Source organism: Ferruginibacter sp., from assembly GCF_049840995.1.
Taxonomy (GTDB): Bacteria; Bacteroidota; Bacteroidia; order Chitinophagales; family Chitinophagaceae; genus Ferruginibacter.
Genome location: NZ_JASGIP010000001.1, coordinates 202,765 through 227,594 on the forward strand (window position 1 = coordinate 202,765; position 24,830 = coordinate 227,594).

The following is a 24,830-nucleotide window of genomic DNA, read 5'->3' on the forward strand; positions in this document are numbered from 1 at the left end:
TTATTTTTTTGGTGCGGTATCCTTTGGTTTGGGTGCTACCGGCGCCGTATTTGTTGGACCGGCATTCTCGATCGCTGGCGGCAGAGGATTCTTAAACTGTGTTTCCACCTGCATCAGGAAACGCTGTGTGCGCTGCACACTGTATATTTCCGATTGCATGGCTTCCTGCTTGCTGTCGCTCAGGTTGGTGAGATAGGTCATCTGCTGCTCCAGGTCTTTCTTCACCGACCTGCTGATCTTATCTGCCAACGCTGTATCGCCTGCTTTGTAAGCCGCCATCAGCATTTGTATAGAGAAATAGTTGTGCTGCTGACCCCTGCTTACCATGCCGTAAGGGAAGTTCTCATCCAGCATCATTTCATCGCATTTGTGCAGCATCTGTTTCGCTTTATCTTTCTCCCCGTTATCAGCAAGACTGGCCGCGGCCTGCGCATAAGCCAGGCGGATGCTGTTCAGGTGCCTGCGGTTCTCTTCGTCAAAATAAACACCCATTACATTGGCATTACCGAATTTGAACTCCTTCATCATCTTATCATATACCCACTCATTATTTACCTGGCTGTTAACCACCGGTACAAAGCGGTAGGTAAGACCATCCTGGCGCACATAACTGTCGATACCAATATCGGCAGCCTGTGGCGAAGTGAAGTATATCGGGCGTTTCCATTTATTGGCTGCAATGATATTCAGCACTGCAGCATCGTTTTTGAATATCACATTCTTAGGAATTTCAAAAGAAACTTCCGGTACCACGCTGTCTTTTTCGTTCACGGTATGATTGGCTTTTACAAAAGCAATATCAACCGGTATCGTTACTTTTTTAGTAGGATACACATTGAGCGGAGTGCCGTCTCTTCCCTGTTCCATTTTAGAAGGATCATCGCTTCCTGCATAATCTTTCATCATCGTGTACAGATCCATTGGCTTGTTAGGATCGATACCCGGCCTTGGAGCATAATAAATAATATCCCTGTTAGAACCTTCTATCTGTGCAGCGGTCCATATCGGATCGATCGGATCGCTGTCGTTTACTTTATAACGCAGCTGGTTAATATACCAGTCGGTACCCAATAAGCTGGAGTTGATCACACGGATATCCGGGCGTATACCTTCTACTTCCTGTGCATACCACAGCGGGTAAGTATCGTTATCACCAAAGGATATCACCACTGCATTCTTATCGCAACTCTGCAGGTAATCGATCGCAAGATCCCTTGCCATTGTTTTATGGCTGCGGTCATGGTCGTCCCATTCCTGGCTGGCCATTAAAATGGGCACTGCCAGCATACACAATGCTGCTGCTATATAACCACCGGTGGTTGCATTTTTGGTTAATTTGGCAATGAGTTCTTTTACATACAGAACACCAAGCCCTATCCATATTGCAAAGGCATAGAAAGAACCTACGAATGCATAATCCCTCTCACGGGGCTGGTTACCCGCCTGGTTCAGGTAGAACACGATCGCAGCACCTGTAAGTATAAATAACAGGGTTACTACAAATGCATCCCGCTTGTCTTTCCTTGCCTGGTATACCAAACCGAGTATACCCAGTATCAGCGGTAATGCAAAAAGACTGTTGTTAGCTTTATTGTGCTTGATACTATCTGGCAAAGTACTCTGGTCGCCCAGCCTTGCATTATCCCAGAGACCAATGCCGGTCTTCCAGTTACCATCCCGCACATTACCCATATACACACCCTGGAGATCGTTTTGCTTACCTGCAAAATTCCACATAAAATAACGCAGGTACATCCAGCCTAACTGGTAACTGAAAGCAAATCCAATATTTTCTGCCATGGTTGGTTTTGCATCTTCTTCGGAGCCATTGCGCATATAACCACCATTGGGTCCTTTTTTATAACTGCCATCAGGGTTCTGGTCAAGACCCATCCAGTTGGCATAGTAATCAGCATGGCCCTGGTCGTTGCTCTGGTCCCACATGCGGGGGAACAGGTGCATATCGCCCGGTGCATACACGTACTCTATTTTCCTGCCGTTCTTTTCGTAACGGCCATTACTTTTTACATAGGTTTCTGTAACCTTGGTATCAGAAGGGGAGGCGGTAAAATCCTGCCCGTATAAAATAGGCCAGTCGCCATATTGCTCACGGCTTAAATAGCCCACCAAACTTACAGGATTGTCCACATTGTACATATCCACCGAAGGATCGGCGCTGCTCCTTACCATAGTAGTAAAATAAGAGGAGAAGCAACCCAGTATCATAAAGCTGAAACTCCATAAGCCCAGTCTTAAAAAATTCCAGTTGTTCTTTTTGGAAACACGCATGCCGATGAAAACCAGGGCTGCAATAAGTACAAAGAAGAAGGCAAAACCCGAGAAGTAGGGCATGCCGAAACTATTTACAAATAAGATATCGAATTTACCGGCGCCCTTGATCATCCATTGTATCACCACGATCTGTGCTACACCCGTCAGTACACAACCAATGGCAAATGCCCAGAACACGCCCCAGTTGGTTACTTTGTAGCGTTTATAATAATAGATCATCACAATAGCAGGAATGGTCAATATCATTAATAAATGCACACCTACGCCTAAGCCCACCAGGAAGAACAATAATATGATCCATCTATCGGCCCTTGTAAAATGCCCCTTGATACCCACTTCTTCTTCTTCCGTAACATTCTGTTCCCATTTTAATATGGCCCAGAATACAATGGCGGTAAAGAAAGATGACATGGCATAAACCTCGCCTTCAACAGCGCTGTACCAGAAAGAATCAGAGAATGTATAAGCCAAAGCACCCACCACACCGGCAGCCATGATACCAAAGATCTTTTCACTGGTCAGCTCGGCGCTGTCCTTGGTTACGATCTTGCGTGCAAAGTGTGTGATGCTCCAGAAAAGGAATAAAATAGTGAAACCGCTCGCCAGCGCACTCATCAGGTTGATACCTGTGGCAGCACTGTGAGGGCCAAACGGCGCCATGAACAGGCGGCCGATCAGGGCAAATAAAGGCGCCCCCGGCGGATGCGGAATCTGTAGTTTATAGGCACTGGATGCAAATTCGCCGCAATCCCAAAGGCTTCCGGTAGCTTCCATCGTCATGATATACACCGCACATGCAACAATGCATACAAGCCAGCCGGTAATGTTGTTAATTCGTTTAAAACTCATATAGTTATTGGTTATAGGTTGGCAAATATAATGTGTTTACTGCTTAGAGTTCTGCCACTCAGCATTATTTATAAATTTTTTGGTTTCAAGTATGCAGTACAGAGTTCAAAGTTCAAAGTGCAGAGTTGAGAGTACAGAGTACAATGCGTGGCGCAGGTGGTTAGAGAACTCTATACTTTGTACTCTGTACTATCTGTACTCCGTACCATCTGCACTTTGTACTCCGTACTAACTCTATCTTTGCGGCAATGAAAAAAGCCCTTATTCAATTACATACTGCTGTTTTCCTGGCTGGCTTTACTGCCATACTCGGCAAGCTGATCAAATTGAATGAAGGAATATTGGTATGGTACCGGCTTTTAATTACGGTGGTAACATTATTGGTACTCTTTTATTTTAAGAAAAAACTGGTAAAGGTCAGTACAAAAGATGCGTTGAAATTCCTGGGCGTGGGTACCATCATTGCATTGCACTGGGTAACATTTTACGGCAGCGTAAAATATGCCAATGTTGCGGTAGCATTGGTTTGCTTTAGCGCCACCGGTTTCTTTACCGCCTTGCTGGAACCTTTATTGTTGAAAAAGCCCTTTGTGTGGATAGAAGTACTGCTGGGTCTTTTAGCCATACTCGGCATCTATATCATTTTCGATTTTCACCCGCAATACAAACTGGGCATTGCCTTTGGAATTTTATGTGCATTGGGCAGCGCCTTGTTCCCCATTTTTAATAAAGAATTTGTACAGCGTTTTACCCCCGAAACGGTGACCCTATACGAACTGGGCGGCGGGCTGATAGCCCTGACCGTACTGGTGCCGCTTTACTTACTCCAATTTCCGGCAACTTATTACCTGCCCACCGCCAGCGACTGGGGCTGGTTGCTGATACTGGCCTGGGCCTGCACCGTACTCAGTTTTGACCTGCAGTTGAATGCTTTGAAGAAGATCTCAGCCTTTACCGCCAACCTCAGTTACAACCTGGAACCCGTGTATGGCATCATCATGGCCTTTATATTTTTTAAGGAGAACCGGATGCTGCACAGCCAGTTTTATATTGGAGTGGGGCTGATATTACTGGCCGTTATTTTACAGATGTGCAGGGTGTATTATCAAAGTAAAAAGGCAAACAGTATAGCTGCCAACAACTGATATGCGGTATTAATAGCTGAAAATCAATTTAATAGATATATACAGGCAGTAAAGTCGTACCTTTGCAGGGATATTCCGCCACCGGCTTATCAACAGTTTTGGTTGATATGTGGGTATTTTTAAGGTATAATTGAAAAATTAATCTGCGTTAAGTGTCAAAAATCCATTTTTAATTGTACCTTTGCCGTCCAAAAAATTAGTACAATGGCCAGAGTATGTCAGGTAACAGGAAAGAAGCCGATCACAGGAAATAAGGTTTCTCACTCAAATATTAAAACAAAACGCAGGTTTTTACCTAACCTGCAGACCAAACGTTATTTTCTTGCAGAAGAAGATAAATGGGTTGTTTTAAAAGTATCTTCTGAAGCTATCAGAACGATCAACAAAAACGGTTTAATGTCTGTAGTAAAGCAATTGCGTGCTGCAGGAGAAAAAATCTAAACGTCAATCAGTTAATGGTTAGTACGAATTAACCAGTTAACCAATAAACAATACAACAATGGCAAAGAAAGGCAACAGGGTACAGGTAATTTTAGAGTGTACCGAGCATAAAACAAGTGGTCAACCTGGCACAAGCCGTTATATCACTACCAAAAACAAAAAGAACACCCCTGAAAGGATGGAGCTGAAGAAATTCAACCCTATTCTTAAAAAAGTGACTGTTCACAAAGAAATCAAGTAAACAATTAATTAGTTAATCCGTTAATTAGTTAATCCGTTTGCACGAGTTGACCAGTTAACCAATAAACATACTACCATGGCAAAAGCAGCATCAAAGAACGCTAAGATCAAGGATACCAAAGCAGCAGCAGACGCAAAGAACTGGACCAAAGTGATCCGTTCTGTACGCAGCCCAAAAACTGGTGCCTATACTTTTAAAGAACAGATCGTTCACAAAGACAAGCTGAAAGAATTTTTAGCTAACTAATCTTTGACGTACAATATATTTTTAAAGCTTCCCATACAGGGAGGCTTTCTTTATTTAAACACGCTACAGAACATTAGCCACGGATTACACGGATTTACACTGATAAATGCCCATCAAGTAAAACGATCCGTGAAAATTAGTGTAATCCGTGGCCAACCTAAATGCTCCGAAGGAGTACTTTAAACAGGCTTCGTTTAAATGCTTTAATTTTACAGTTGACATTAATGATACATATTTATGGGACTTTTCGATAAACTCTTTGGTAAAAAACAACAGCAGGAAAGTTTAGAGCAGGGATTGCAGAAAACAAAGGAGGGATTTTTCAGTAAGATCACCAAGGCTATTGCCGGTAAAAGTACAGTGGATACAGAGGTACTGGATAACCTGGAAGATGCACTGGTAAGCGCCGATGTGGGTATTGAGACCACGGTGAAGATCATTGAGAACATAGAAAAAAGAGTGGCAAAAGATAAATACCTCAACACATCTGAGCTGAATAAAATATTGAAAGAAGAAGTGCAGCACATTTTAGTGGCAGCGCCGCAGGATACCAATTATGAGAATTATGAATTGCCTGCAGGGCACAAACCGCATGTGATACTGGTGGTAGGTGTGAACGGTGTGGGCAAAACGACCACCATTGGTAAACTGGCGCATAATTTTTCAAGAGCGGGTAAATCCGTATTACTGGGCGCTGCAGATACCTTCCGGGCGGCAGCGGTAGACCAGTTGACTATCTGGAGCCAGCGTACCGGTGTGGATATTGTAAAAAAAGAAATGGGCAGCGACCCTGCTTCTGTGGCATTTGATACGGTAAAGAGCGGCGTGGCAAAAAATATGGACGTGATCATTATTGATACGGCCGGCCGCCTGCACAATAAGATCCATTTGATGGATGAACTTTCTAAAATTAAAAAGGTGATCCAGAAAGTGATACCCGATGCACCGCACGAAGTGATGCTGGTACTGGATGGCAGCACCGGGCAGAATGCACTGGAACAGGCCAAACATTTTACTGCCGCTACCGATGTAAGCGCCCTCACCATTACCAAACTGGATGGCACGGCAAAAGGCGGCGTGGTACTGGCTATTGCAAGTCAATTTAAAATACCGGTAAAATTTATTGGCGTAGGTGAGAAGGCAGAAGATCTTTTGGTGTTCGATAAGCAGGTATTTGTGGATGGGTTATTTAGCGGGGTGGCATAACATTAATGAGTATACGCAGATAAGAAACGCCCTTTTTTCATTCTCTAATAAAAATATTTTAAATAAGTAAAAAGCCGCTTTAAAATAAAGCGGCTTTCTTATTGATGTTATTTTAAAAATTAATTTCCTCCAACACCCATTCCACCACCACTGCTCTGCGAGCGTTTGTTCTCTTCTTCAACGGCTTCTTTACGCTGGCGGGCCGCTTTTACCTGGCTGTTACCAAAGCGGTAAGAGAAGTTGAGTTTGAACTGGCGGCTTTCCCAACGTGCCAGTACATCGCTGTGCTGGCCGGTATAATCCAGTGTTCCTTTAAAGCGCATCAGCCTGAACATATCACTTACAGAAGCTTTCAGGTTACCCATACCCTTTAAGATCGTTTTTTGAATACCTCCATCTACACTGTACAGTGCACGTGCTTTGATAGTACCCTGGTACACAGCAGGAGAGTTGTAAAAGCCACTCAGCTCTGCCTTGTATCCTTTACCCAGGTTGAAAGAGTTCTGCATAAAGAAACTAACTGCCACTACATCCAGGTTGATTTTGCGGTCGCCGCCACCATAATCAGCTTTGTATTTGGAGTAATAGCTGTTGAGGTTGGCAAAAAAGCTATACCATTTTTTTTGGAATGGATAGCTCACATTCAGGCTCACGATATCCTGTGTTGCCAGGTTCTTTTTGGTCAAATAACTTTTAGAACCCAGTGTATCCGGTATCTGCGCAAAAATATCTTTAACATGGCTGTAGTTCAACGCGGTGTTCAGCCTGTATTTGTAAGTGTAAGTAAAACCAACACTATTGGTATACTGCGGCCTTAACTGCGTGTTACCCTTCATGTAAGTATAGTCATTGATCTTGAACTCGAATGGGTTCAGGTCCTGGTAAGCCGGCCTGTCTATACGGCGGCTGAACGTGAAACCAAACTGCTTCATCGGGTTCTTGTTGAAAGTGATCGCACCACTGGGGAAGAAATCAGTATAATTCCTGTCTACAGTAGTATCCAGCGGAACATATACCGGCTTTGCATTGGGGGCCGCTATGTTCTTAAACCCTGTTGTTCTTCCTTTTGATGAGGTATTCTCTACACGCAAACCTACCTGTATGAAAAAACCTTTATAAGCCTTGTTAAAATTCACATAACCCGCATTGATATTCTCCTTGTAACGGAACCTGTTGCTGGAGGTAGTATCATACACTTCCGGATTGGCATTGATAATATTCCAGCGCACAAAATCATTGTCCGTACTTACATAACCTATCTTACCACCATAACCCAGGCGGCCTTTTTTAAAGTTTTGTTCATAATCACCTTTCAGGGCAAAAATGTCAATATTGGTAGGCGATACAGTACGGTAAGTATTGCTGTTCAGTTTGGCATTGGTAACACCATCATAATAATCATTTGGCTGCAGCTGGTGCGTACGCAGATCGAAGAAACCATAATCTGCATCCAGGTTCAGTTCTGAACCGCCGGTAACTGCATAACGGTAGTTCATGTTGAAATTTACGTTGCTGCGCTTAGTGTCGTTATCGCCATTGGCCAGCAATAAGCGGTTAACCGCTCCCGTTGGTTTGTAAATGATCTTCATCGGGCCTTCTGTTACAATATCGCTGGAAGCAACATTGCCATTCACCACTATTCCGAAAGTGCTCTTTTTATTGATAAAGAAATCCACACCGGTCTTAAAATTATGACCGTATTTATTTTTCTGTGCAATGCGGCTTTTCTGATCGAATATCGTATCGCCCTGTATCCTGTATAAAGAGAAATTACTTTCGTTCAAACCCTGGTTGTAATTGTAGCTACCAAACAGGTTCATTTTTTTATTACGGTGATTGAGGGAGATACCGCCATTGTATTTTGCATAAGTGCCGATATTGTATCCTGCATTCACACTTCCGTTGGTACCAATCGTTTTGTCTTTTTTCAGTTTGATATTGATGATACCGGCATTACCTGCTGCTTCATATTTTGCAGAAGGGTTGGTGATCAGTTCAATTGATTCGATCTGCGAAGACTGTAATGATTTTAAATAAGCCGCCAGATCAGAACCGGATAATGGACTTGGTTTGCCATCAATATAGATCTGTACGCCGTTCTTACCGGAAAGGCTGATATTATCATCCTTATCGATCATTACGCCGGGTGATTTTCTTAATAGTTCCAAACCATCATTACCAACAGCGTTGATAGTACCTTCTACATTCACGATCATTTTATCGGCCTTTACTTCCACGATAGGTTTCTGGCTGGTAACTGTAACGCCCTGTAATACTTTTGGTGCTGCGGTCATTGTAATGGCTGGCACGGTCGTGTTCTCGTTTTCCTTTACTTCAAATACGGCCGAAGCGGCACGCTGCATACCGGTAGCGGTAGTGCGGATAAAATAGCGGCCGGGTTTAACCGACACCAGCTCATAATCGCCGCTGCTGTTGGAAACCGCGGTCTTCGATAAGGAAGAATCTTTGGCATTGTGCAAAACAACCGTAGCGGCGCCAATGCCTTTGCCTGAATTGTCTTTTACCTGGCCGGTTATTTTTGAAAGAGTCTGAGCTTTTGAATGGAAAGCTGTTAATAGAGTGACGGCTGCAATAAGCAGTAGTTGTTTTAGTTTCATGGTGATATACTTTAATATTTCGCCGCAAATTTAACTCAAAAGCGGCAGAGGGGTTAAACAATAATGCATGAATTATACTTTTTGCGGGATGAATGGTAAAATGGCTTATAAAAGCCGGGTTTTAAGCGTTTTGGGCTGTATCAGGCCGACTGAAATGCTTCAATTTCCGATAAAAAATCCCTGGCTTCGGTAATGGAGCTGTATTCCGGCCCTACGTTCATAAAACTGCGGAGCCATTTTTTATGGATGTTCTTTGAATGGATATTGCGGTAAAGCCATATCCCTATCAACGCAAAAATAAAAGTGCTGGTAAAAGAGATCAATTGAAAACGGTGGTCATGCAGTACCTGTTCGTGGGTATAGAACCAGGTGGTATAAAAAGGCAGTTGCAGCATCAGGACGCCGGTGGTATTGATGGTGGATACCTGTAAGGAGGCCAGTTTTTTTTGCGTGTTGAGCACACTGTCGCTGTAATCCAGTTTTTTAATAAAATGGATCTGCCTTATATAAGCAATGCAGGCATACAAATTGAACAGGAAAATGATGATGACAGATACTTCAAAATAAAGATTGCTGAACTGGTTACCATAAATCAGTACGCCTAAAAATGCACCCCATATCACACCGAGTACAACAGCAAAAGATTTGAATCTTGCCAGTTTATCCAGTTTGCTTTTTGCTTTATCTTTTTGCAGGCTGTTCAGTAAAAAAAGATTCAGTTGCAGCGACCTTTCCAGCTTGGCGTTCTGCGCTTTCCATAATTCGGTCAATGAAATGTTTTCCATCATAATTATTTTAACGTGGTTGAATGTTGTTTTAATTTTTGTTTGATGCGGCTGATCTTGGTGGCTACATTCGTTTCGGAAATACCCAGTACTTCCGCTATTTCGCTGTAACTTTTTTCTTCCAGGTACAACAGCATGAGGGCTTTGTCGAGTTCCTGCAATCCATCAATAAAGCGATAAAGCAGCTGTATGTTTTGTTCTTTTTGTAAATGATCGCTGGTGTTATCTTCTACCTCTTCATGGTCAGTAGAAATAGAAATGATATCATTGCTATGTTTGTTTTTCCTGTAAAATGAAATAGCCACATTCAATGCCACCCGGTACATCCAGGTGGTGAATTTAAACTGTGGATTAAACTGTGGATAGGAGCGCCAGAGCTGGTAAATGATCTCCTGCTCCAGGTCCTGCTGATGCTGTTTATCCTTACAATAAATGTTGCAGACCTTGAAAATGATCCCCCGGTTCTCTTCGGTAAGTGTTAAAAAAGTTGCTGCGTTATTACTGGATGCCATGGGTGGTTGAATAATTGCTTTATTACATTATTCGTTGCGATGCCGTTAAAATCACAGCCGGATGCGCTTTTTTTAAATTTAGGCAGAAAAACTGTTTTATTAAAGGCTTAACTTTGCGCCTTATTATTATGAAGACAAAAACACTCCGGAAGGATAAGGTAAATATCATTACACTGGGCTGCAGCAAGAATATGGTTGACAGTGAGGTACTTAGCGGCCAGCTGATAGCCAATGATATTGACGTGGTGCATGAAAATACGAAGAAAGACCACAACATTGTGATCGTGAATACCTGTGGTTTTATTGAAAAAGCCAAGGAAGAGAGCATCAGTACAATTTTAGACCAGGTGGAGCTGAAAAAACGGGGCAAGCTGGATAAAGTGTATGTTACCGGCTGCCTGAGCGAACGCTATAAAAATAACCTGGAAGAGGAGATACCCGAAGTGGATGCATTTTTTGGTACGATGGAATTGCAGGGCATGTTGAAGCAGTTCAATGCGGATTATAAATCGGATCTTATTGGTGAACGTTTGTTGTATACGCCGCAGCATTATGCGTATATGAAGATCAGTGAAGGTTGCAACCGTACCTGTTCTTTCTGCGCCATTCCATTAATGCGTGGGCAGCATGTAAGCAGGCCTATTGAATCGTTGGTGGATGAGGCTAAAAGACTGGTGGACCGTGGTGTAAAAGAAGTAATGCTGATAGCGCAGGAATTAACTTATTACGGACTGGATATTTACAAAAAAAGAGAGCTGCCTAAATTACTGCATGCACTGGCGGATGTAAAAGGTTTGGAATGGATACGGCTGCATTATGCTTATCCATCTAAATTTCCGCTGGAGATCATTGATGCGATAAAGGAAAGGGAAAATATCTGCAACTATATTGATATGCCATTGCAGCATGCAGCTAATAATATGCTCAAAGCGATGAAGCGCCAGATAACAAGGGAAGAAATGGAAGACCTGGTAGGAGCGATAAGAAATAAAATACCGGATATCTGTTTGCGCACGACTTTAATTGCAGGTTTTCCCGGTGAAACAAGGGATGATGTGGAAGAACTGAAAACCTTTTTGCAAAAAATGCGTTTTGACAGGGTGGGTATCTTTACCTACAGTCATGAAGAAGGTACCAGTGCACACGACCTGGTGGATGATGTGCCGGCAGAAGAAAAAGAAGAAAGGGCGCAGGAAATAATGGAAGTGCAGCAGGAAATATCGCTGGAAAAAAATATGGAGAAAGTGGGTAAGACCTTTAAAGTACTGATCGATAAAAAAGAAGCCGGCAGGTATTTAGGCCGCACAGAATTTGACAGTGTGGAAGTGGATAATGAAGTGATCATACACAGCAATAAAAAATTGATCATTGGCGATTTTGTACAGGTGAAAATAACAAAGGCTTATGATTATGATATTGAAGGGGAAGTGGTGTAATATGTTATATTTGTTTTTGTAAAACAGAAGTGCTTACTGGTAACGCAGTTTAAAAATGATTTGATACAATGGACAGCATTGCCCAAACAATCTCTTACAGCAATACAGGTTTTTTTTCGAAGATAGCAGCGGATTATATTTCGGGTAATGAGGCACTCCAACCTTTTTATACACATGCTGTAAATATCAAGGGTATTAAAGCTGCCATTGAGGAAAGAAAAAAATATCCCACCAACCGGAAAGTACTCACCGAAGTTTTAGAAAAACAATATGCAGGTTTTTCATTGTCTCCCAAACAAAAATTGAATATTGAGCAGTTGAGTAATGATAACTGTTTTACCATTACAACCGCACACCAACCCAATATTTTTACAGGCCCCTTATATTTTATTTACAAGATACTGCACGCCATAAAGCTTGCGGAAACTTTTAAAAAGGAAATTCCTGAAAATGATTTTGTACCGGTGTACTATATGGGCAGCGAAGACGCCGACCTGGATGAACTGGGGCATATTTTTGTGAATGGAGTAAAATACGAATGGAAGACAAAGCAAACCGGCGCTGTGGGCAGGATGATCGTGGATAAAGAGCTGGTAAAACTGGCGGACGCTGTTGCAGGACAGGCATTGGTACATACGCATGGTGCTGCCATAATTGATCTTATAAAAGCATGTTACAAGGAAGGCGTTACTATCGAACAGGCCACTTTACAACTGGTGAATGAATTATTTAAAGAATACGGCTTACTGATATTATTGCCTGATAACGCGGCATTAAAAAGGTTGTATATCCCTGTGGTAGAGAAAGAGCTGAATGAAGGATTTTCGCACAAAGCGGTGGAAGCGACGGCTGCTACATTTCCAAAGGAATATAAACTGCAGGCGAGCGGACGTGAATTGAATTTTTTCTACCTGAAAGATGACAGAAGGGACAGGATAGAATTAGATGATGCGAAGTACAAAGTTCATGATACAGCCACCAGTTTTACAAAAGAAGAGATACTTACTGAATTAAATACTTATCCCGAACGTTTCAGCGCCAATGTAATACTGCGCCCTGTTTTCCAGGAAATGATACTGCCCAATATTGCGTTTATCGGCGGTGGTGGAGAGATAGCTTACTGGCTGGAATTGAAAAAAGTTTTTGAAGCAGTGCAGGTGCCTTACCCCATGTTGGTATTGCGTAATTCTTTTTTAATTGTAGAAAAAGAATATAGCAATAAAGCAAAAAAACTGGGCTTCTCTATCCATGATCTTTTTACAAGCGAACAGCAATTGCTGAATGAATTTGTAAAAAGGGAAAGTGCATTGCAACTGGGGCTGGGGCAGGAGCAGGAAGCGATGGAAGGCATGTACGAAAAATTAAAAACTATTTCCGGCGCAGTAGACAATACGCTGGTGAAACATACTGAAGCATTGAAAGTAAAAGCGATGAAACGAATTGCTTTGCTGGAAAAGAAAATGCTGAAGGCTGAAAAGAAAAAATTTGAAGCGGAGCAACGCCAGTTGCATAAATTAAAAGCAGTACTGTTCCCGAATAACAGTTTGCAGGAACGTACGGAGAATCTTATTCCGCTGTATGCCAAATGGGGCAGTAGTTTTATTGAGGCGCTTTATCAACATTCCCTGGGGCTGGAGCAGCAGTTTGTGATACTGGAAGAAGCCTGACAAATATTAATTAACAATTTTACTGCGCTGTATTAAATCCTTCCGGGCATTTTTTTTGTACATACCTGAAATGATGCGTATGAAAAATGTAATGGTCATTGCAATACTGCTTTTTTTTACTTCCTGCGAGGATACCAAAAGCAATAAACCTGTAACCATACCGGTTGCCGCAGCCACCCAACCCGTTAATGAAAAAGTGGCCACTTTTGCTGAAGGTTGTTTCTGGCATTCGGAAATTGTGTTTCAAAGCCTGGTGGGTGTAAGGGATGCCGTATCGGGATATGCAGGCGGTACGGTTGCCAACCCCGATTATGAAACTGTTTGCAGCGGCAGCACCGGCCATGCAGAAGCGGTGCAGGTGCATTATGATTCAACGAAAATATCTTACGAAACACTGGTAAATGCATTCTTTGCCAGCCAAGACCCTACACAGCTGAACGGACAGGGAAATGATATAGGAACGCAATACCGTTCGGCGGCCTTTTACAACAATGAAAAGGAGAAACAGGTAATAGAGGCAGCCATAAAAAAACTGACGGACGAAAAGAAATACAAGGATAAGATCGTGACACAGGTAGTGCCGTTTACCAATTTTTATCCTGCAGAAGCGTATCACCAGGAATATATTGCCAACCATCCTGATAATCCTTATGTGGCGCATGTATCGATACCCGATTTTGAAAGATTCAGAAAAGAGTTCAAAGGCAATTTTAAAAATTAAAACAGCTGTATGAGATTTAAAATTTTCAGCGCTTTTATTGTAACGGCATTCATTGTATTTGCCTGCAGTTTTAAAAAGAAACCGGCAGAGCAATCCATCAACAACGCTGCCTTTGAACCGGTTGCTGTAATAGAATTATTTACTTCTCAGGGCTGTTCCAGTTGTCCACCTGCAGATGCGTTGCTGGCCGAAACCATTGCCGATGCTACTACAAACAATAAAAAAATATTTGCACTGTCTTTTCATGTGGATTACTGGAACCGTTTGGGCTGGACCGATCCTTTCAGCAATAAAGATTATTCTGCACGACAAAATAATTACATCAATACATTGGGGCTTGAAGGCGCTTATACGCCACAGATGATCGTTAATGGCAGTAAAGAATTTGTTGGGTCGGATAAAAATGCATTGGACAAGGCTTTGACCACCGCATTGAATACAAAAGCCGCTGTTCAGTTCAATAGTTTAACTACAGCGTATAAAGATGATAAGACCATACAGGTGCAGTATGCTGTTGACGGAGACGTTGCAGGCAGTAAGATCCATATTGCACTGGTATCTTTAAAAGAAACCACGGCAGTGAAAAGAGGGGAGAACGGTGGTCAAACATTGATCAATGAAAATGTAGTACGTAAGTTCAGTACAAAAAATGCAGCAAGTTCCGGAACAATGGAATTTACCGGAACTGATCTTCCGGCAAAAGAAAATCTATCTGTTATTGCCTTTATTCAAAAAGATAAAGACCAAAAGATCGTAGGGGCTGCAATGGCAAAGATGAATTAGCCGCTTATTGTGCATCATACAGATCACCCTGTGATGCAAGGATCTCCCTGTATTTATTGAATAATTTTCCTTTGGAGATAAATCCTAAAAACTTGCGCTCTTTATTTAATACCGGAAGATACCAGCTTTGCGTAACGTCGAATTTTTCCATTACAGAGTGCATGTCCTGGTCGTTCATTAAAACAGCTGCCGGTTTTTTCATCATCGACTTAACGGTGATCTTATCAAACATATCCTGGTGAAAGAGTTTCTGCTTGATATCGTTTAACTCAATGATGCCCGCAAAACGATCATTGCGGTCGGTCACTGCAAAAATATTTTTATCACTTTTCTTGATCATTTCCACCAGCTGCGCCAGCTTTTTATCAATGCCGATGCTTTCATAATTATCCTGCAGCATATCATCCAGGCTGATAGAGGTTAAGATATTCTTTTCTTTTTTCTGCGTGAATATCTGTCCTTCCATAGCCAGCTTCTTTGTTTCCATTGAGAATGGCTCATACATCTTTACCAGGAAAAAGGAGATGGAAGAAACGATCATCAGCGGAATAAATAAACCATAACCATTGGTGATCTCTGCTATTAAGAAGATAGCTGTAAGCGGGCAATACATTACACCACTCAGTACACCGGCCATACCGATCAGGCTGAAATTACCTTCGGGAATCTTTATCCAGGAAATACTGTTCAGCAATTTGGAAAAGAAAAATCCCAGGTAAGCGCCGCAAAATAAAGAAGGGGCAAAATTGCCGCCATTACCACCACTGCCAATGGTGATACCTGCCGCGATCGGCTTCAGTAAAAATATCAATGCTGTAAAAGCAATGATGCCCCAGTGATCGCCCAGTTTTGCAAGCAACGTAGTATTATCAGTAAAAGTGGTGAGTGTACCGTCGGCCACCAGTTTTACACTGCCATATCCTTCACCGAATAATGGCGGCAATACAAAATAAATGGCCAGCAATAATAAGCCACCGATGATTGCTTTTAGATAGGCATTCATTTTCCAGTGATGGATGCGTTTTTCAGTTGCCTTGAACATGCGGGCATAATACAAGGAAACGAATCCGGCCATCACGCCCAGTAAAACGTAATAAGGAACGTTCTTGTAATTAAAATTCTGTTTCAGTACAAAATTGAAAAGCGAATCTTCGTGTAATATGATCTTTGAACACAATACACCGGCAACGGAAGAAATGATGATCGGGATAAAATAACTTACGATCGTTTCTGCCAGTAATACTTCGATGGCAAAAATAACACCGGCAATAGGTGCATTGAATACTGCCGCAATACCGGCAGCAGCGCCGCAGGCGATCAGCAGGCTTCTTTCCTGGTAATTGAGATCGCTGATCCTGGCAAGGTTAGAACCCACTGCAGAGCCGGTTGCAACAATGGGCGCTTCCAGTCCTACAGAACCACCCAGCCCTACAGTTATAGAACTGGTTATTACATGAAGATAAGTATGCCTGATAGGAATAAAAGAAGCTTTACGTGCAATAGCCCTGAGCACCATGGCAATGCCTTTTTCAATTTCGCCTCCAAAGAAATGACGGATGATGAAAACGGTCAGCAATAAACCGATAGCAGGAAATAGTAAGTAAGCAAAACGGGTAACCGGTATTTCTTTTATACCATGCTGTATCAGGTGCACCACCGATTTAAGCAACACGGCCACCATGCCCGATGCAAACCCGGTAAGCGTGGCTATCAGCATTATATACTGCACCCTGCTGAGCCTGGTGCGTAAAAAACTGATGACATTGGAATAAAGTCTCTTTACACTTTTCAATAGCCAAGGTTTTGTTCAAAAATTCAGGAGGGCAAAGATAGGCAGGTTTTGCTTTACAGGGTAAGGATCAGTGTATAGATTGCAGGATATGGCTGTTTTCAAGATATAACTGAAAATTGTTATCCGGCCGGTTCATTATATCATTGTGTTCTTTCAATGTGTGAATGAAAACGACCCGGTTGGACTGCAATAATTTTCGAGTCACTTCTTTTTCCTGGGCATGAATGAAAGCTATGTTTTTTTCTTTCAACAGGTGCATCATTGCAGTAGATACAGCTGCTGTGCCGCCACTATCCGTGTAGATATTAATGAACTGGTGAGTGTTCTCGGCATTGATCCAGTCAGTGAATTTATCTACCTGGCTGTACAAGGCATCAAACAGGATCGTTTGTTTTATTTCAACATTGCCATTCTGTAAAATATGCGCCATTACACGAAAAGCGCCGCTGTGGCCGGCCAGTACTACATTACCAACAGCAGTCCTTTTGGCAATGATCTTTTCTTTCTTTAGCTTATCGAGTACATCACTGAGCAAAAATTTAAAAGTATGCTGTTGTTCCAATTTACCGCCATAACTATCGGGTGCGTTCTTGGTAGTTTCGGGCAGCACCAGTATGGCATTGGTGCCGGCTTTTAAAAATTGTTGGATGATATCAAACTGTACCGGCACGGAATCAATATTATTCCACCAGCCATGGAACCATACTACAACATCTACTTTTTCATCGGCTTTTAAATAAGGTGGTACAACGATCATCACGCTGCTATCAGAATAATGTTCTGCTGCTGTGTATAATACTTTGTCATATACATGCCCGTTGATTCTGCCGGTATCAGGAAAAGAGGTATAAGAAGAAGTGATACGGAATATCCTCGGTGGGGACGAGGTTTGGGCTTGCGACTGCAATACAAGTAATATCAATATAGTTGCGACTAATTTATTCATTGACCTGTAAATTCTTTCCGTTATCAAAAGAACAATCATGCCCCAAAAAACTGGAAGCCACGATTAAATGTAAAATCATCCGGACTGAGTTGGAGAAATTCATTTTTTAATTCTCCTGAAACAAAAATTTCGCCATTAAACTGCCATGCCTTTAAACCTTCACTGTTCTTATCATGTATGTTGTCTGGACTAATTGAATTTTCAACTTTTAACTCAATATAATTATCATATTCAGTTTTAAGAACAAAATCAAAAACTTTTACGCTATGAAAAGAAACCTGGGTACTAAGCTTTTTCATTAGCGCAGCATATTTTTGATCAATAAGGGAATAATTGGGATTAGTTAATATAGGCGCAACAGATCCTTTTTCTATTACCTGAAAATTTTCGTTATCAATACGCCAGACACGTATGGTTGGCCATACTTTACTTTCAATATGCCAAATGTCCATGCTAAAATTATATACTAATCGACGTGAATTATTTGAATGACAATTTACCCTAGACCTGTATTACCTGTCAAATTCATTTCTAAATCCCATACCTTTTACATTCTTCACGCTTTCCATTACAATATCATCCTGGTATTCTTTGTAGGCTTCCAGTTTACCGGCAATGGAAGTATCGTGTAAGGCCAGTATCTGTGCGGCTAGAATACCTGCGTTCTTGGCGCCGTTGAGTGCAACGGTTGCAACGGGTACACCATAAGGCATCTGAAGAATGGATAATACAGAATCCCAGCCATCAATGCTGTTACTGGATTTTACCGGTACGCCAATTACAGGCAATATGGTATTGGCGGCCACCATGCCGGGTAAATGCGCAGCACCACCTGCACCACAAATGATCACTTTGATACCGCGTTCTTTTGCCTTGCTGGCGTATTCCCTTAAACGTTCAGGAGTGCGGTGTGCCGATACAATGGTCAGCTCCGGTTCTACTTCAAACTGGCGCAGCATTTCTGCAGCACCTTTCATTATATCCAGGTCGCTTTCGCTGCCCATTATTATTCCTACAAGTGGTGTCATGTTTTTAAAATTTTAGCAAAGAAAAGAAAAAAACAGCAACCCTCATCGCTTCTTTTAATGGCTGCTTAACAGCGTTTTAATTTCGTTTTAATACCAATGAAAATTTGTGCTGTATTAACTTTTAGATAACCAGCAAACATGCAATTTGATAAGGCGTTAAGGCAAAAAACTACTTATATTTGACCTCTCTTTTTATTTTATAACAAATCAAGATGCAGCGGCTCAAAAAACCAGTTACCATTTTTTTTAAAGGCTTATTTTTTGCAACCCTTCTTACTGCCTGCAAAAGTAAAAAAACAGATGACAAAGCTGCCCCCAAACAAAATGCTCCTGTAGTAGTTGATGTGATCATCGGCGAAGCGCAACCTATCACCAATGTGATTGAAGCCAATGGTACCGTTATTGCCAAGGAATTTGTGGAACTGCACCCGGAGGTAAGCGGCAGACTTACTTACCTTAATTTTCCTGAAGGAAAGAATATCGGGCAGGGTACAGTTGTTGCAAGGATCAACGATGCAGACCTGCGTGCACAGATCGGTAAGAGCAAGGTGCAACTGGAATTGGCCGAAAAAACAATTGAACGTTATAAACCATTACTCGATATCAATGGTATTAACCAGGCTGACTACGATGCCGTAGTAAACCAGGTGAATGGCTACAAAGCGGATATTGCTTACACACAGGCTTTGATTGACAAAACAGTAATCAGGGCGCCTTTCAGTGGTGTGGCAGGTTTAAGGCAGGTGAGTCCCGGCGCTTATGTAACACCGGCAACCGTAATTGCCACCTTGCAGCAAACCAACGAAGTAAAAATAGATTTCACCTTACCGGATACTTATGGTAATGCTATTAAAGTAGGTGCACTGGTGGATGTGGAACTCGATGGTGCAACAACAAAAAGATCCAAAGCAATGATCACCGCCGTGGAACCGGGCGCCAACACCGATACCCGTAATTTGAAAGTGAGGGCGGTGTTGAAAGAAGGCGCTTCCAACCCGGGTGCATTTGTAAAAGTGTTTGTAGATGCAGGTAATAACAGGTCGTCTATAAAAATACCTACCAATTGCATGATACCGGATGATAAGAACAACCAGGTAGTGGTGGTAAAGAACGGCAAAGCAAATTTTGTAAATGTAGAGACCGGTGTAAGGGAAGCCAACACAGTTGAAATAACCAAGGGATTGAATGTCGGCGATTCTATTGTAGTGACCGGTGTATTATTTGCAAGGCCTAAAGGCGCCGTAAAAGTACGCAGCGTAAAAAAGCTGGCCGATCTTAATAAAACAGCAGAGGGCAATTAATAACACGAATTATGTGAACCTGCCTGTCGGCAGACAGGTTACACTAATTGCACGAATAATGAAGGAATGGGAAAAGAACTTAATGAACTTCGTGTGATCCGTAAAATTCGTGTAATCAGTGTTCAAAGCGATCCACGTAGTGGATCAGCAAAATTTTAAAACAGACCCCGTTCAAGTGCATGAATATTTCTGAATTTTCGTTGAAGCGACCCGTGTTTGCCACGGTAATGAACCTGATGATCATTTTGTTTGGGGTGGTAGGCTATACCTTCCTGGCTGTACGTGATTATCCGGCCATTGACCCTGCGATCATTAACGTAAGCACATCTTATACCGGCGCCAATCCCGACCTGATAGAAAGCCAGATCACGGAGCCATTAGAAAAACAGATCAATGGTATACCGGGTATTAAAACGATCACTTCTTCCAGTAGCCTGGGCAATAGTAATATTTCAGTAGAGTTTGAACTGGGGGTGGACCTGGAAGCTGCTGCCAGTGATGTAAGGGATAAAGTAAGCCAGGCCAGCCGATCCTTACCACAGGATATTGATGCGCCGCCTGTAGTAACCAAGTCGGATGCGAACAGTGATTTCATTTTGATACTGGCGGTGCAAAGCCGTACCAAGGGTTTGCTTGAATTGAGTGATTATGCGGAGAACGTGTTGCAGCAACAGTTCCAGACCATCAACCAGGTAAGTTCGGTGAATATATTTGGGCAAAAGCGGTATGCCATGCGTATCTGGATAGACCCGGATAAAATGAATGCAAGAAGTGTAACGTTCTCGGATATACGCACTTCACTGAATAACGAAAATATCGATCTGCCGCCAGGCAAGATCTATGGTAACAATACAGAGTTGACCATTAAAACTTTGGGAAGACTGAGTACAGAAAAAGATTTTCAGAACCTGATTATTAAAGAAGATAGCACCGGGATCATAAGACTGAGTGATGTGGCAAGAGTAGAGATAGGCCCTGAAACGCTGGAACAGGCGTGGAAATACAATGGTGTGAACGCCGTGGGTATTGTATTGATACCGCAACCGGGCGCCAACAATATCCAGATCGCCAATGATTTTTATAAGAAACTGGAAACGATCAAAAAAGCCAATAAGTCGGATATTGAAATGAACGTATTGCTGGATAATACCACCAATATCCGCAAATCGATCGAGGAAGTGGAAGAAACGCTGATGATCTCGTTTGCGCTGGTGGTATTGGTGATCTTCTTCTTTTTCCGCGACTGGCTGATCGCCATTCGTCCACTGATAGATATTCCCATTTCACTGGTGGCCACTTTCTTCATCATGTATGTGGCAGGCTTTTCCATTAATATATTGACTTTGCTGGGTATTGTACTGGCCACAGGGCTGGTGGTGGATGATGGTATTGTGGTAACGGAGAATATCTTCAGCAAATTTGAAAAAGGCATGCCTATACGACAGGCGGCTGTTGAAGGAAGTAAAGAGATCTTCTTTGCTGTAATTTCCACTTCTATCACACTGGCCATCGTTTTTTTACCGGTAATATTCCTGGAAGGTTTTATAGGACGATTATTCAGAGAGTTTGGGGTAACGCTGGCAGCGGCGGTATTGATATCAGCCTTTGTATCACTCACTATTACGCCTGTACTAAATGTGGTATTAAGCCGTAAGACCGCGGGCCATGGAAAATTCTATATGAAGACGGAACCATTCTTTACCGGGATGGAAAATGGTTACAAACGCTGGTTAGGAGGATTCTTAAAAATAAAATGGGCAGCGCTTGTTATTTTATTGGTTTGTATCGCTATCATATTCTTTATCGGCTCCAACTTAAAAAGCGAGATCGCACCGCTGGAAGACAGGAGCAGCGTACGCTTTACAGTAACGGCAGCCGAGGGAACGAGCTATAGTAAAATGCAGCAGATAGCCGATAATATCAGTAACTATCTCTACGATTCAGTGCCCGAGCGTGCATTTGTATTTGCCCGTACACCGGCACAGGCCATCAACAGTACGCAACCCAGGCTTGGGCTGATCAACCCTAAAGAAAGGGACCGCAGCCAGTCGGAGATCGCCAGCGACCTGCAGAAAAAACTGGGCCGTTTTAATGAAGCCCGTATATCTGCCGTGCAGGAGCAAACCATTGCGGTGGGCGCCGGTTCAAGAGGTAGTTTGCCGGTACAGTATGTATTGCAAAACCAGGATATCGATAAGCTGAAGGAAATAGTGCCGAAATTTTTGGAAGAAGCAAGAAAGGATAAAACATTTTCTTCAGTGGATGTGAACCTTAAATTCAATAAGCCGCAGATAGAATTGACGCTGGACAGGATGAAGATCAAAGACCTTGGCCTTTCATCACAGGATGTGATCGGGGCTTTGCAATCGGCATTCAGCGGCGGCAGGCTCGCTTACTATATACAGAATGGTTTCCAGTATTCCGTAATTGCACAGGTGGAAAGAAGCGACCGCTCTGCGCCCGATGATATAACGAAGCTGTATGTACGAAATAATAAAGGGCAACAGATACCCGTGAGCGCCGTGGTTAATATCGTGGAAAGCAGTAGCCCTGCTACTTTGTATCACTACAACCGGTATAAAGCGGCTACCATTTCTGCTGCATTATCTGATGGATATACCATTGGCGATGGTGTAAAAGCCATGGACGCCATCAACAAAAAATTACTGGATGAAAGCTTCCAGACATCTCTCACCGGACCTTCCCGTGACTATGCGGAAAGTTCTTCCAATATTGCCTTCGCCTTTGCATTGGCATTAATGTTGATCTACCTGATCCTGGCAGCGCAGTTTGAAAGTTTTGTGGATCCGCTGATCATCATATTAACGGTGCCACTTGCATTTGCTGGTGCATTGTTAAGCCTTTGGTTATTTGGGCAAACGCTCAATATATTCTCAGAGATCGGTATGATCATGCTGATAGGGTTGGTAACGAAGAACGGTATATTGATCGTGGAATTTGCCAACAAGAAGAGGGAAGAAGGGCATAGCAAGAAAGAGGCGATACTGATGGCTGCCGAACAGCGTTTGCGTCCTATCTTAATGACCAGTTTAGCCACCTCATTAGGTGCCTTGCCGATTGCATTAAGCCTGGGAGCATCATCAGCAAGCCGTGTGCCGCTGGGTATTGTGGTGGTGGGTGGTATCCTTTTTTCATTGATCCTTACTTTGTTTGTGATACCTGCCATGTATATTTTCCTTGCCAGCAAACACAAAGCGCAAAAGGAAATGGAAGCGATCATAGAAAAAGTAGAAAATAAAGAACACAACAACGAAGGTTCTCAAAATAACAATGATATCAAGTGATGAAAATGAAGCATGCCGTTCTATATATTCTTTTGTTGAGCATACCTTTTACAAATAAGGCGCAGGATGTACTGCGTTTACCCGATGCCGTTAATATCTCCTTAAAGAACAGCCTGGATATACAGCTGCAGAAAAATACGATTGATGCCAATACTATTTTGAATAACTATGGTGTGGCGGGAGGTTTGCCGTTGGTTACCACTACCATTAATGATAATGAACAGGTATCCAATATCAATCAAAAATTAAATACGGGTACTACCATCAGCAGGAACGGCGCTTCTACCAATGCACTGACAGTGGGGGTTGCGGGAAGCATATTGTTGTACAATGGGCATCGTGTAATTGCTACCAAGAGCCGCTTGGCACAACTGGAAAAACAAAGCCGCCAGCAACTGAATTCGAGGGTGCAGAATATCATGGCCGATGTAATGACGGGCTATTATGATATCGTGCGGCAGCAGAGTTACATGAAAACGATCGACCGCTCTATTGATATTGCGCAACAGAAATTGAATATCGTAAAGGTTCGCCAGGATGTGGGACTTGCTAACAATGCCGATCTCTTCCAGGCACAAACCGACCTGAATACCTTGCTGCAGTCGAAAGAATCGCAGCAACTGATCGTGAACCAGGCTAAAACAGAACTACTGCGCCTGCTTACTTTAAAAGCCGACAGCAGCATTGCGGTGGAAGATAGTATTGTAGTGGACCAGTCGATCAGCCTGGATGCAATACTCAACAGCCTGAACAAGAATGCGGATATATTGGCTGCCGATGACCAGGTACGCATCAATGAATTTATAGTAAAGGAAACGGCAGCATTGCGTTATCCTTCTATCAGGGCCAATACGGGGTTCAACTTCAGTCGCAGCCAGGCCGCAGCAGGACAATTATTGCTGAACCAGAGTTATGGTCCTTATGTGGGTGTGGGCATCAGCATACCGATCTACAATGGTTCTGCCTACAAACGACAGCAAAAAGTGGCGGAAATAAATGTGAAGAATGCAGAACTGGATAAACAAATATTATTGCGGGACTACAGTGCACAGGTAGTCAAATCTTTTCAATCGTATACTGCAGCATTAAAACAACTGGAAACAGAAAAAATAAACTATGATGTTTCTTCTAAGTTGGTGGATGTAGTGTTGAAACGTTTCCAGGCAAAAGTGGCCACCATTGTAGATCTTAAAAATGCACAGCAGAGTTTTGAAGAATCGGGCTACCGTTTAGTGAACTTAAATTATGCCGCCAAGGCTGCAGAGATAGAGTTGAAACGGCTGGCGAATATGCTGAGTTTGTAACACATGGTCTGACGCCCCCGTCTGACCATGTCTCACGATCTTACGCCCCGTCTGATCGTGTAGCGAAGCTTCAAAGCTGATGATCAGACGGGGCGTCAGATCATCAGCACCCGGTCAGACGTGGGCGTCAGACCGGGTAATAACTTTCAACACAGATTTTATCCGGTTCGCCTGGTGCTGTTCGGATTCTATCGTGTTTCCCTATTAACCTT

General features: G+C 42.7%; 20 protein-coding genes. 12 read left to right on the forward strand and 8 right to left on the reverse strand.

Features of this window, described 5'->3' with window-relative positions:
* A complete protein-coding gene (locus QM738_RS00980) occupies positions 1–3,141 on the reverse strand; it encodes a protein O-mannosyl-transferase family (protein WP_462274801.1) in 3,141 nt (1,046 codons plus the stop codon).
* A gap of 248 nt (positions 3,142–3,389) precedes the next feature.
* Here QM738_RS00980 and QM738_RS00985 point away from each other — a divergent pair, with 248 nt between their 5' ends.
* From QM738_RS00985 to ftsY, 5 genes are all read left to right on the forward strand, one after another.
* On the forward strand, positions 3,390–4,286 hold the full coding sequence (locus QM738_RS00985) for a DMT family transporter (protein ID WP_462274802.1): 897 nt from the start codon (positions 3,390–3,392) through the stop codon (positions 4,284–4,286).
* 204 nt (positions 4,287–4,490) lie between these two features.
* Positions 4,491–4,727, forward strand: a complete 237-nt coding sequence (gene rpmB / locus QM738_RS00990; protein WP_462274803.1) for a 50S ribosomal protein L28 — start codon at positions 4,491–4,493, stop codon at positions 4,725–4,727.
* Positions 4,728–4,785: 58 nt separating this feature from the next.
* Positions 4,786–4,968: a 50S ribosomal protein L33 gene (gene rpmG / locus QM738_RS00995; RefSeq protein WP_462274804.1), complete on the forward strand. Its 183-nt coding sequence runs from the start codon at positions 4,786–4,788 to the stop codon at positions 4,966–4,968.
* Between the two features lie 75 nt (positions 4,969–5,043).
* Positions 5,044–5,214 carry a DUF4295 domain-containing protein gene (locus tag QM738_RS01000; RefSeq protein ID WP_462274805.1) on the forward strand — a complete coding sequence of 57 codons (171 nt, stop codon included), beginning with the start codon at positions 5,044–5,046 and terminating at the stop codon, positions 5,212–5,214.
* Between the two features lie 237 nt (positions 5,215–5,451).
* Complete coding sequence (gene ftsY / locus QM738_RS01005; protein ID WP_462274806.1) at positions 5,452–6,420, forward strand: signal recognition particle-docking protein FtsY; 969 nt, start codon at positions 5,452–5,454, stop codon at positions 6,418–6,420.
* A gap of 119 nt (positions 6,421–6,539) precedes the next feature.
* Here ftsY and QM738_RS01010 read toward each other — a convergent pair whose 3' ends face one another.
* The 3 genes from QM738_RS01010 to QM738_RS01020 all read right to left on the reverse strand — a co-directional run bounded on the left by QM738_RS01010 (position 6,540) and on the right by QM738_RS01020 (position 10,335).
* Positions 6,540–9,038, reverse strand: coding sequence for an outer membrane beta-barrel protein (locus QM738_RS01010; protein WP_462274807.1), 2,499 nt, complete (start codon positions 9,036–9,038; stop codon positions 6,540–6,542).
* 140 nt (positions 9,039–9,178) lie between these two features.
* A complete protein-coding gene (locus QM738_RS01015; protein WP_462274808.1) occupies positions 9,179–9,826 on the reverse strand; it encodes a hypothetical protein in 648 nt (215 codons plus the stop codon).
* Positions 9,827–9,828: 2 nt separating this feature from the next.
* Positions 9,829–10,335 carry an RNA polymerase sigma factor gene (locus QM738_RS01020; RefSeq protein WP_462274809.1) on the reverse strand — a complete coding sequence of 169 codons (507 nt, stop codon included), beginning with the start codon at positions 10,333–10,335 and terminating at the stop codon, positions 9,829–9,831.
* A 128-nt stretch (positions 10,336–10,463) separates the two neighbouring features.
* Here QM738_RS01020 and rimO point away from each other — a divergent pair, with 128 nt between their 5' ends.
* From rimO to QM738_RS01040, 4 genes are all read left to right on the forward strand, one after another.
* Positions 10,464–11,771 (forward strand): 30S ribosomal protein S12 methylthiotransferase RimO, encoded by a 1,308-nt coding sequence (rimO, locus tag QM738_RS01025; protein WP_462274810.1) that lies wholly within the window; start codon positions 10,464–10,466, stop codon positions 11,769–11,771.
* 68 nt (positions 11,772–11,839) lie between these two features.
* Positions 11,840–13,438, forward strand: coding sequence for a bacillithiol biosynthesis cysteine-adding enzyme BshC (bshC, locus tag QM738_RS01030; protein ID WP_462274811.1), 1,599 nt, complete (start codon positions 11,840–11,842; stop codon positions 13,436–13,438).
* Between the two features lie 79 nt (positions 13,439–13,517).
* Complete coding sequence (msrA, locus tag QM738_RS01035) at positions 13,518–14,159, forward strand: peptide-methionine (S)-S-oxide reductase MsrA (protein WP_462274812.1); 642 nt, start codon at positions 13,518–13,520, stop codon at positions 14,157–14,159.
* A 9-nt stretch (positions 14,160–14,168) separates the two neighbouring features.
* Entirely contained in the window at positions 14,169–14,942 is a 774-nt protein-coding gene (locus tag QM738_RS01040) for a DUF1223 domain-containing protein (RefSeq protein ID WP_462274813.1), read from the forward strand.
* 4 nt (positions 14,943–14,946) lie between these two features.
* On the opposite strand, the gene QM738_RS01045 is transcribed toward QM738_RS01040, so the two are convergent.
* The 4 genes from QM738_RS01045 to purE all read right to left on the reverse strand — a co-directional run bounded on the left by QM738_RS01045 (position 14,947) and on the right by purE (position 18,708).
* The gene (locus QM738_RS01045; RefSeq protein WP_462274814.1) at positions 14,947–16,734 is read right to left on the reverse strand and encodes a chloride channel protein; all 1,788 of its coding nucleotides are present in this window, start codon (positions 16,732–16,734) and stop codon (positions 14,947–14,949) included.
* A gap of 67 nt (positions 16,735–16,801) precedes the next feature.
* On the reverse strand, positions 16,802–17,680 hold the full coding sequence (locus tag QM738_RS01050) for a hypothetical protein (RefSeq protein ID WP_462274815.1): 879 nt from the start codon (positions 17,678–17,680) through the stop codon (positions 16,802–16,804).
* A 35-nt stretch (positions 17,681–17,715) separates the two neighbouring features.
* Entirely contained in the window at positions 17,716–18,132 is a 417-nt protein-coding gene (locus QM738_RS01055; RefSeq protein WP_462274816.1) for a hypothetical protein, read from the reverse strand.
* Positions 18,133–18,192: 60 nt separating this feature from the next.
* On the reverse strand, positions 18,193–18,708 hold the full coding sequence (purE, locus tag QM738_RS01060; protein WP_462274817.1) for a 5-(carboxyamino)imidazole ribonucleotide mutase: 516 nt from the start codon (positions 18,706–18,708) through the stop codon (positions 18,193–18,195).
* A 212-nt stretch (positions 18,709–18,920) separates the two neighbouring features.
* Between purE and QM738_RS01065 the strand changes: the two genes are divergently transcribed.
* From QM738_RS01065 to QM738_RS01075, 3 genes are all read left to right on the forward strand, one after another.
* Entirely contained in the window at positions 18,921–20,009 is a 1,089-nt protein-coding gene (locus QM738_RS01065) for an efflux RND transporter periplasmic adaptor subunit (protein ID WP_462274818.1), read from the forward strand.
* A gap of 179 nt (positions 20,010–20,188) precedes the next feature.
* The gene (locus QM738_RS01070) at positions 20,189–23,314 is read left to right on the forward strand and encodes an efflux RND transporter permease subunit (protein WP_462274819.1); all 3,126 of its coding nucleotides are present in this window, start codon (positions 20,189–20,191) and stop codon (positions 23,312–23,314) included.
* Positions 23,315–23,319: 5 nt separating this feature from the next.
* Entirely contained in the window at positions 23,320–24,618 is a 1,299-nt protein-coding gene (locus QM738_RS01075) for a TolC family protein (protein WP_462274820.1), read from the forward strand.
* The last annotated feature ends 212 nt before the right edge of the window (positions 24,619–24,830 follow it).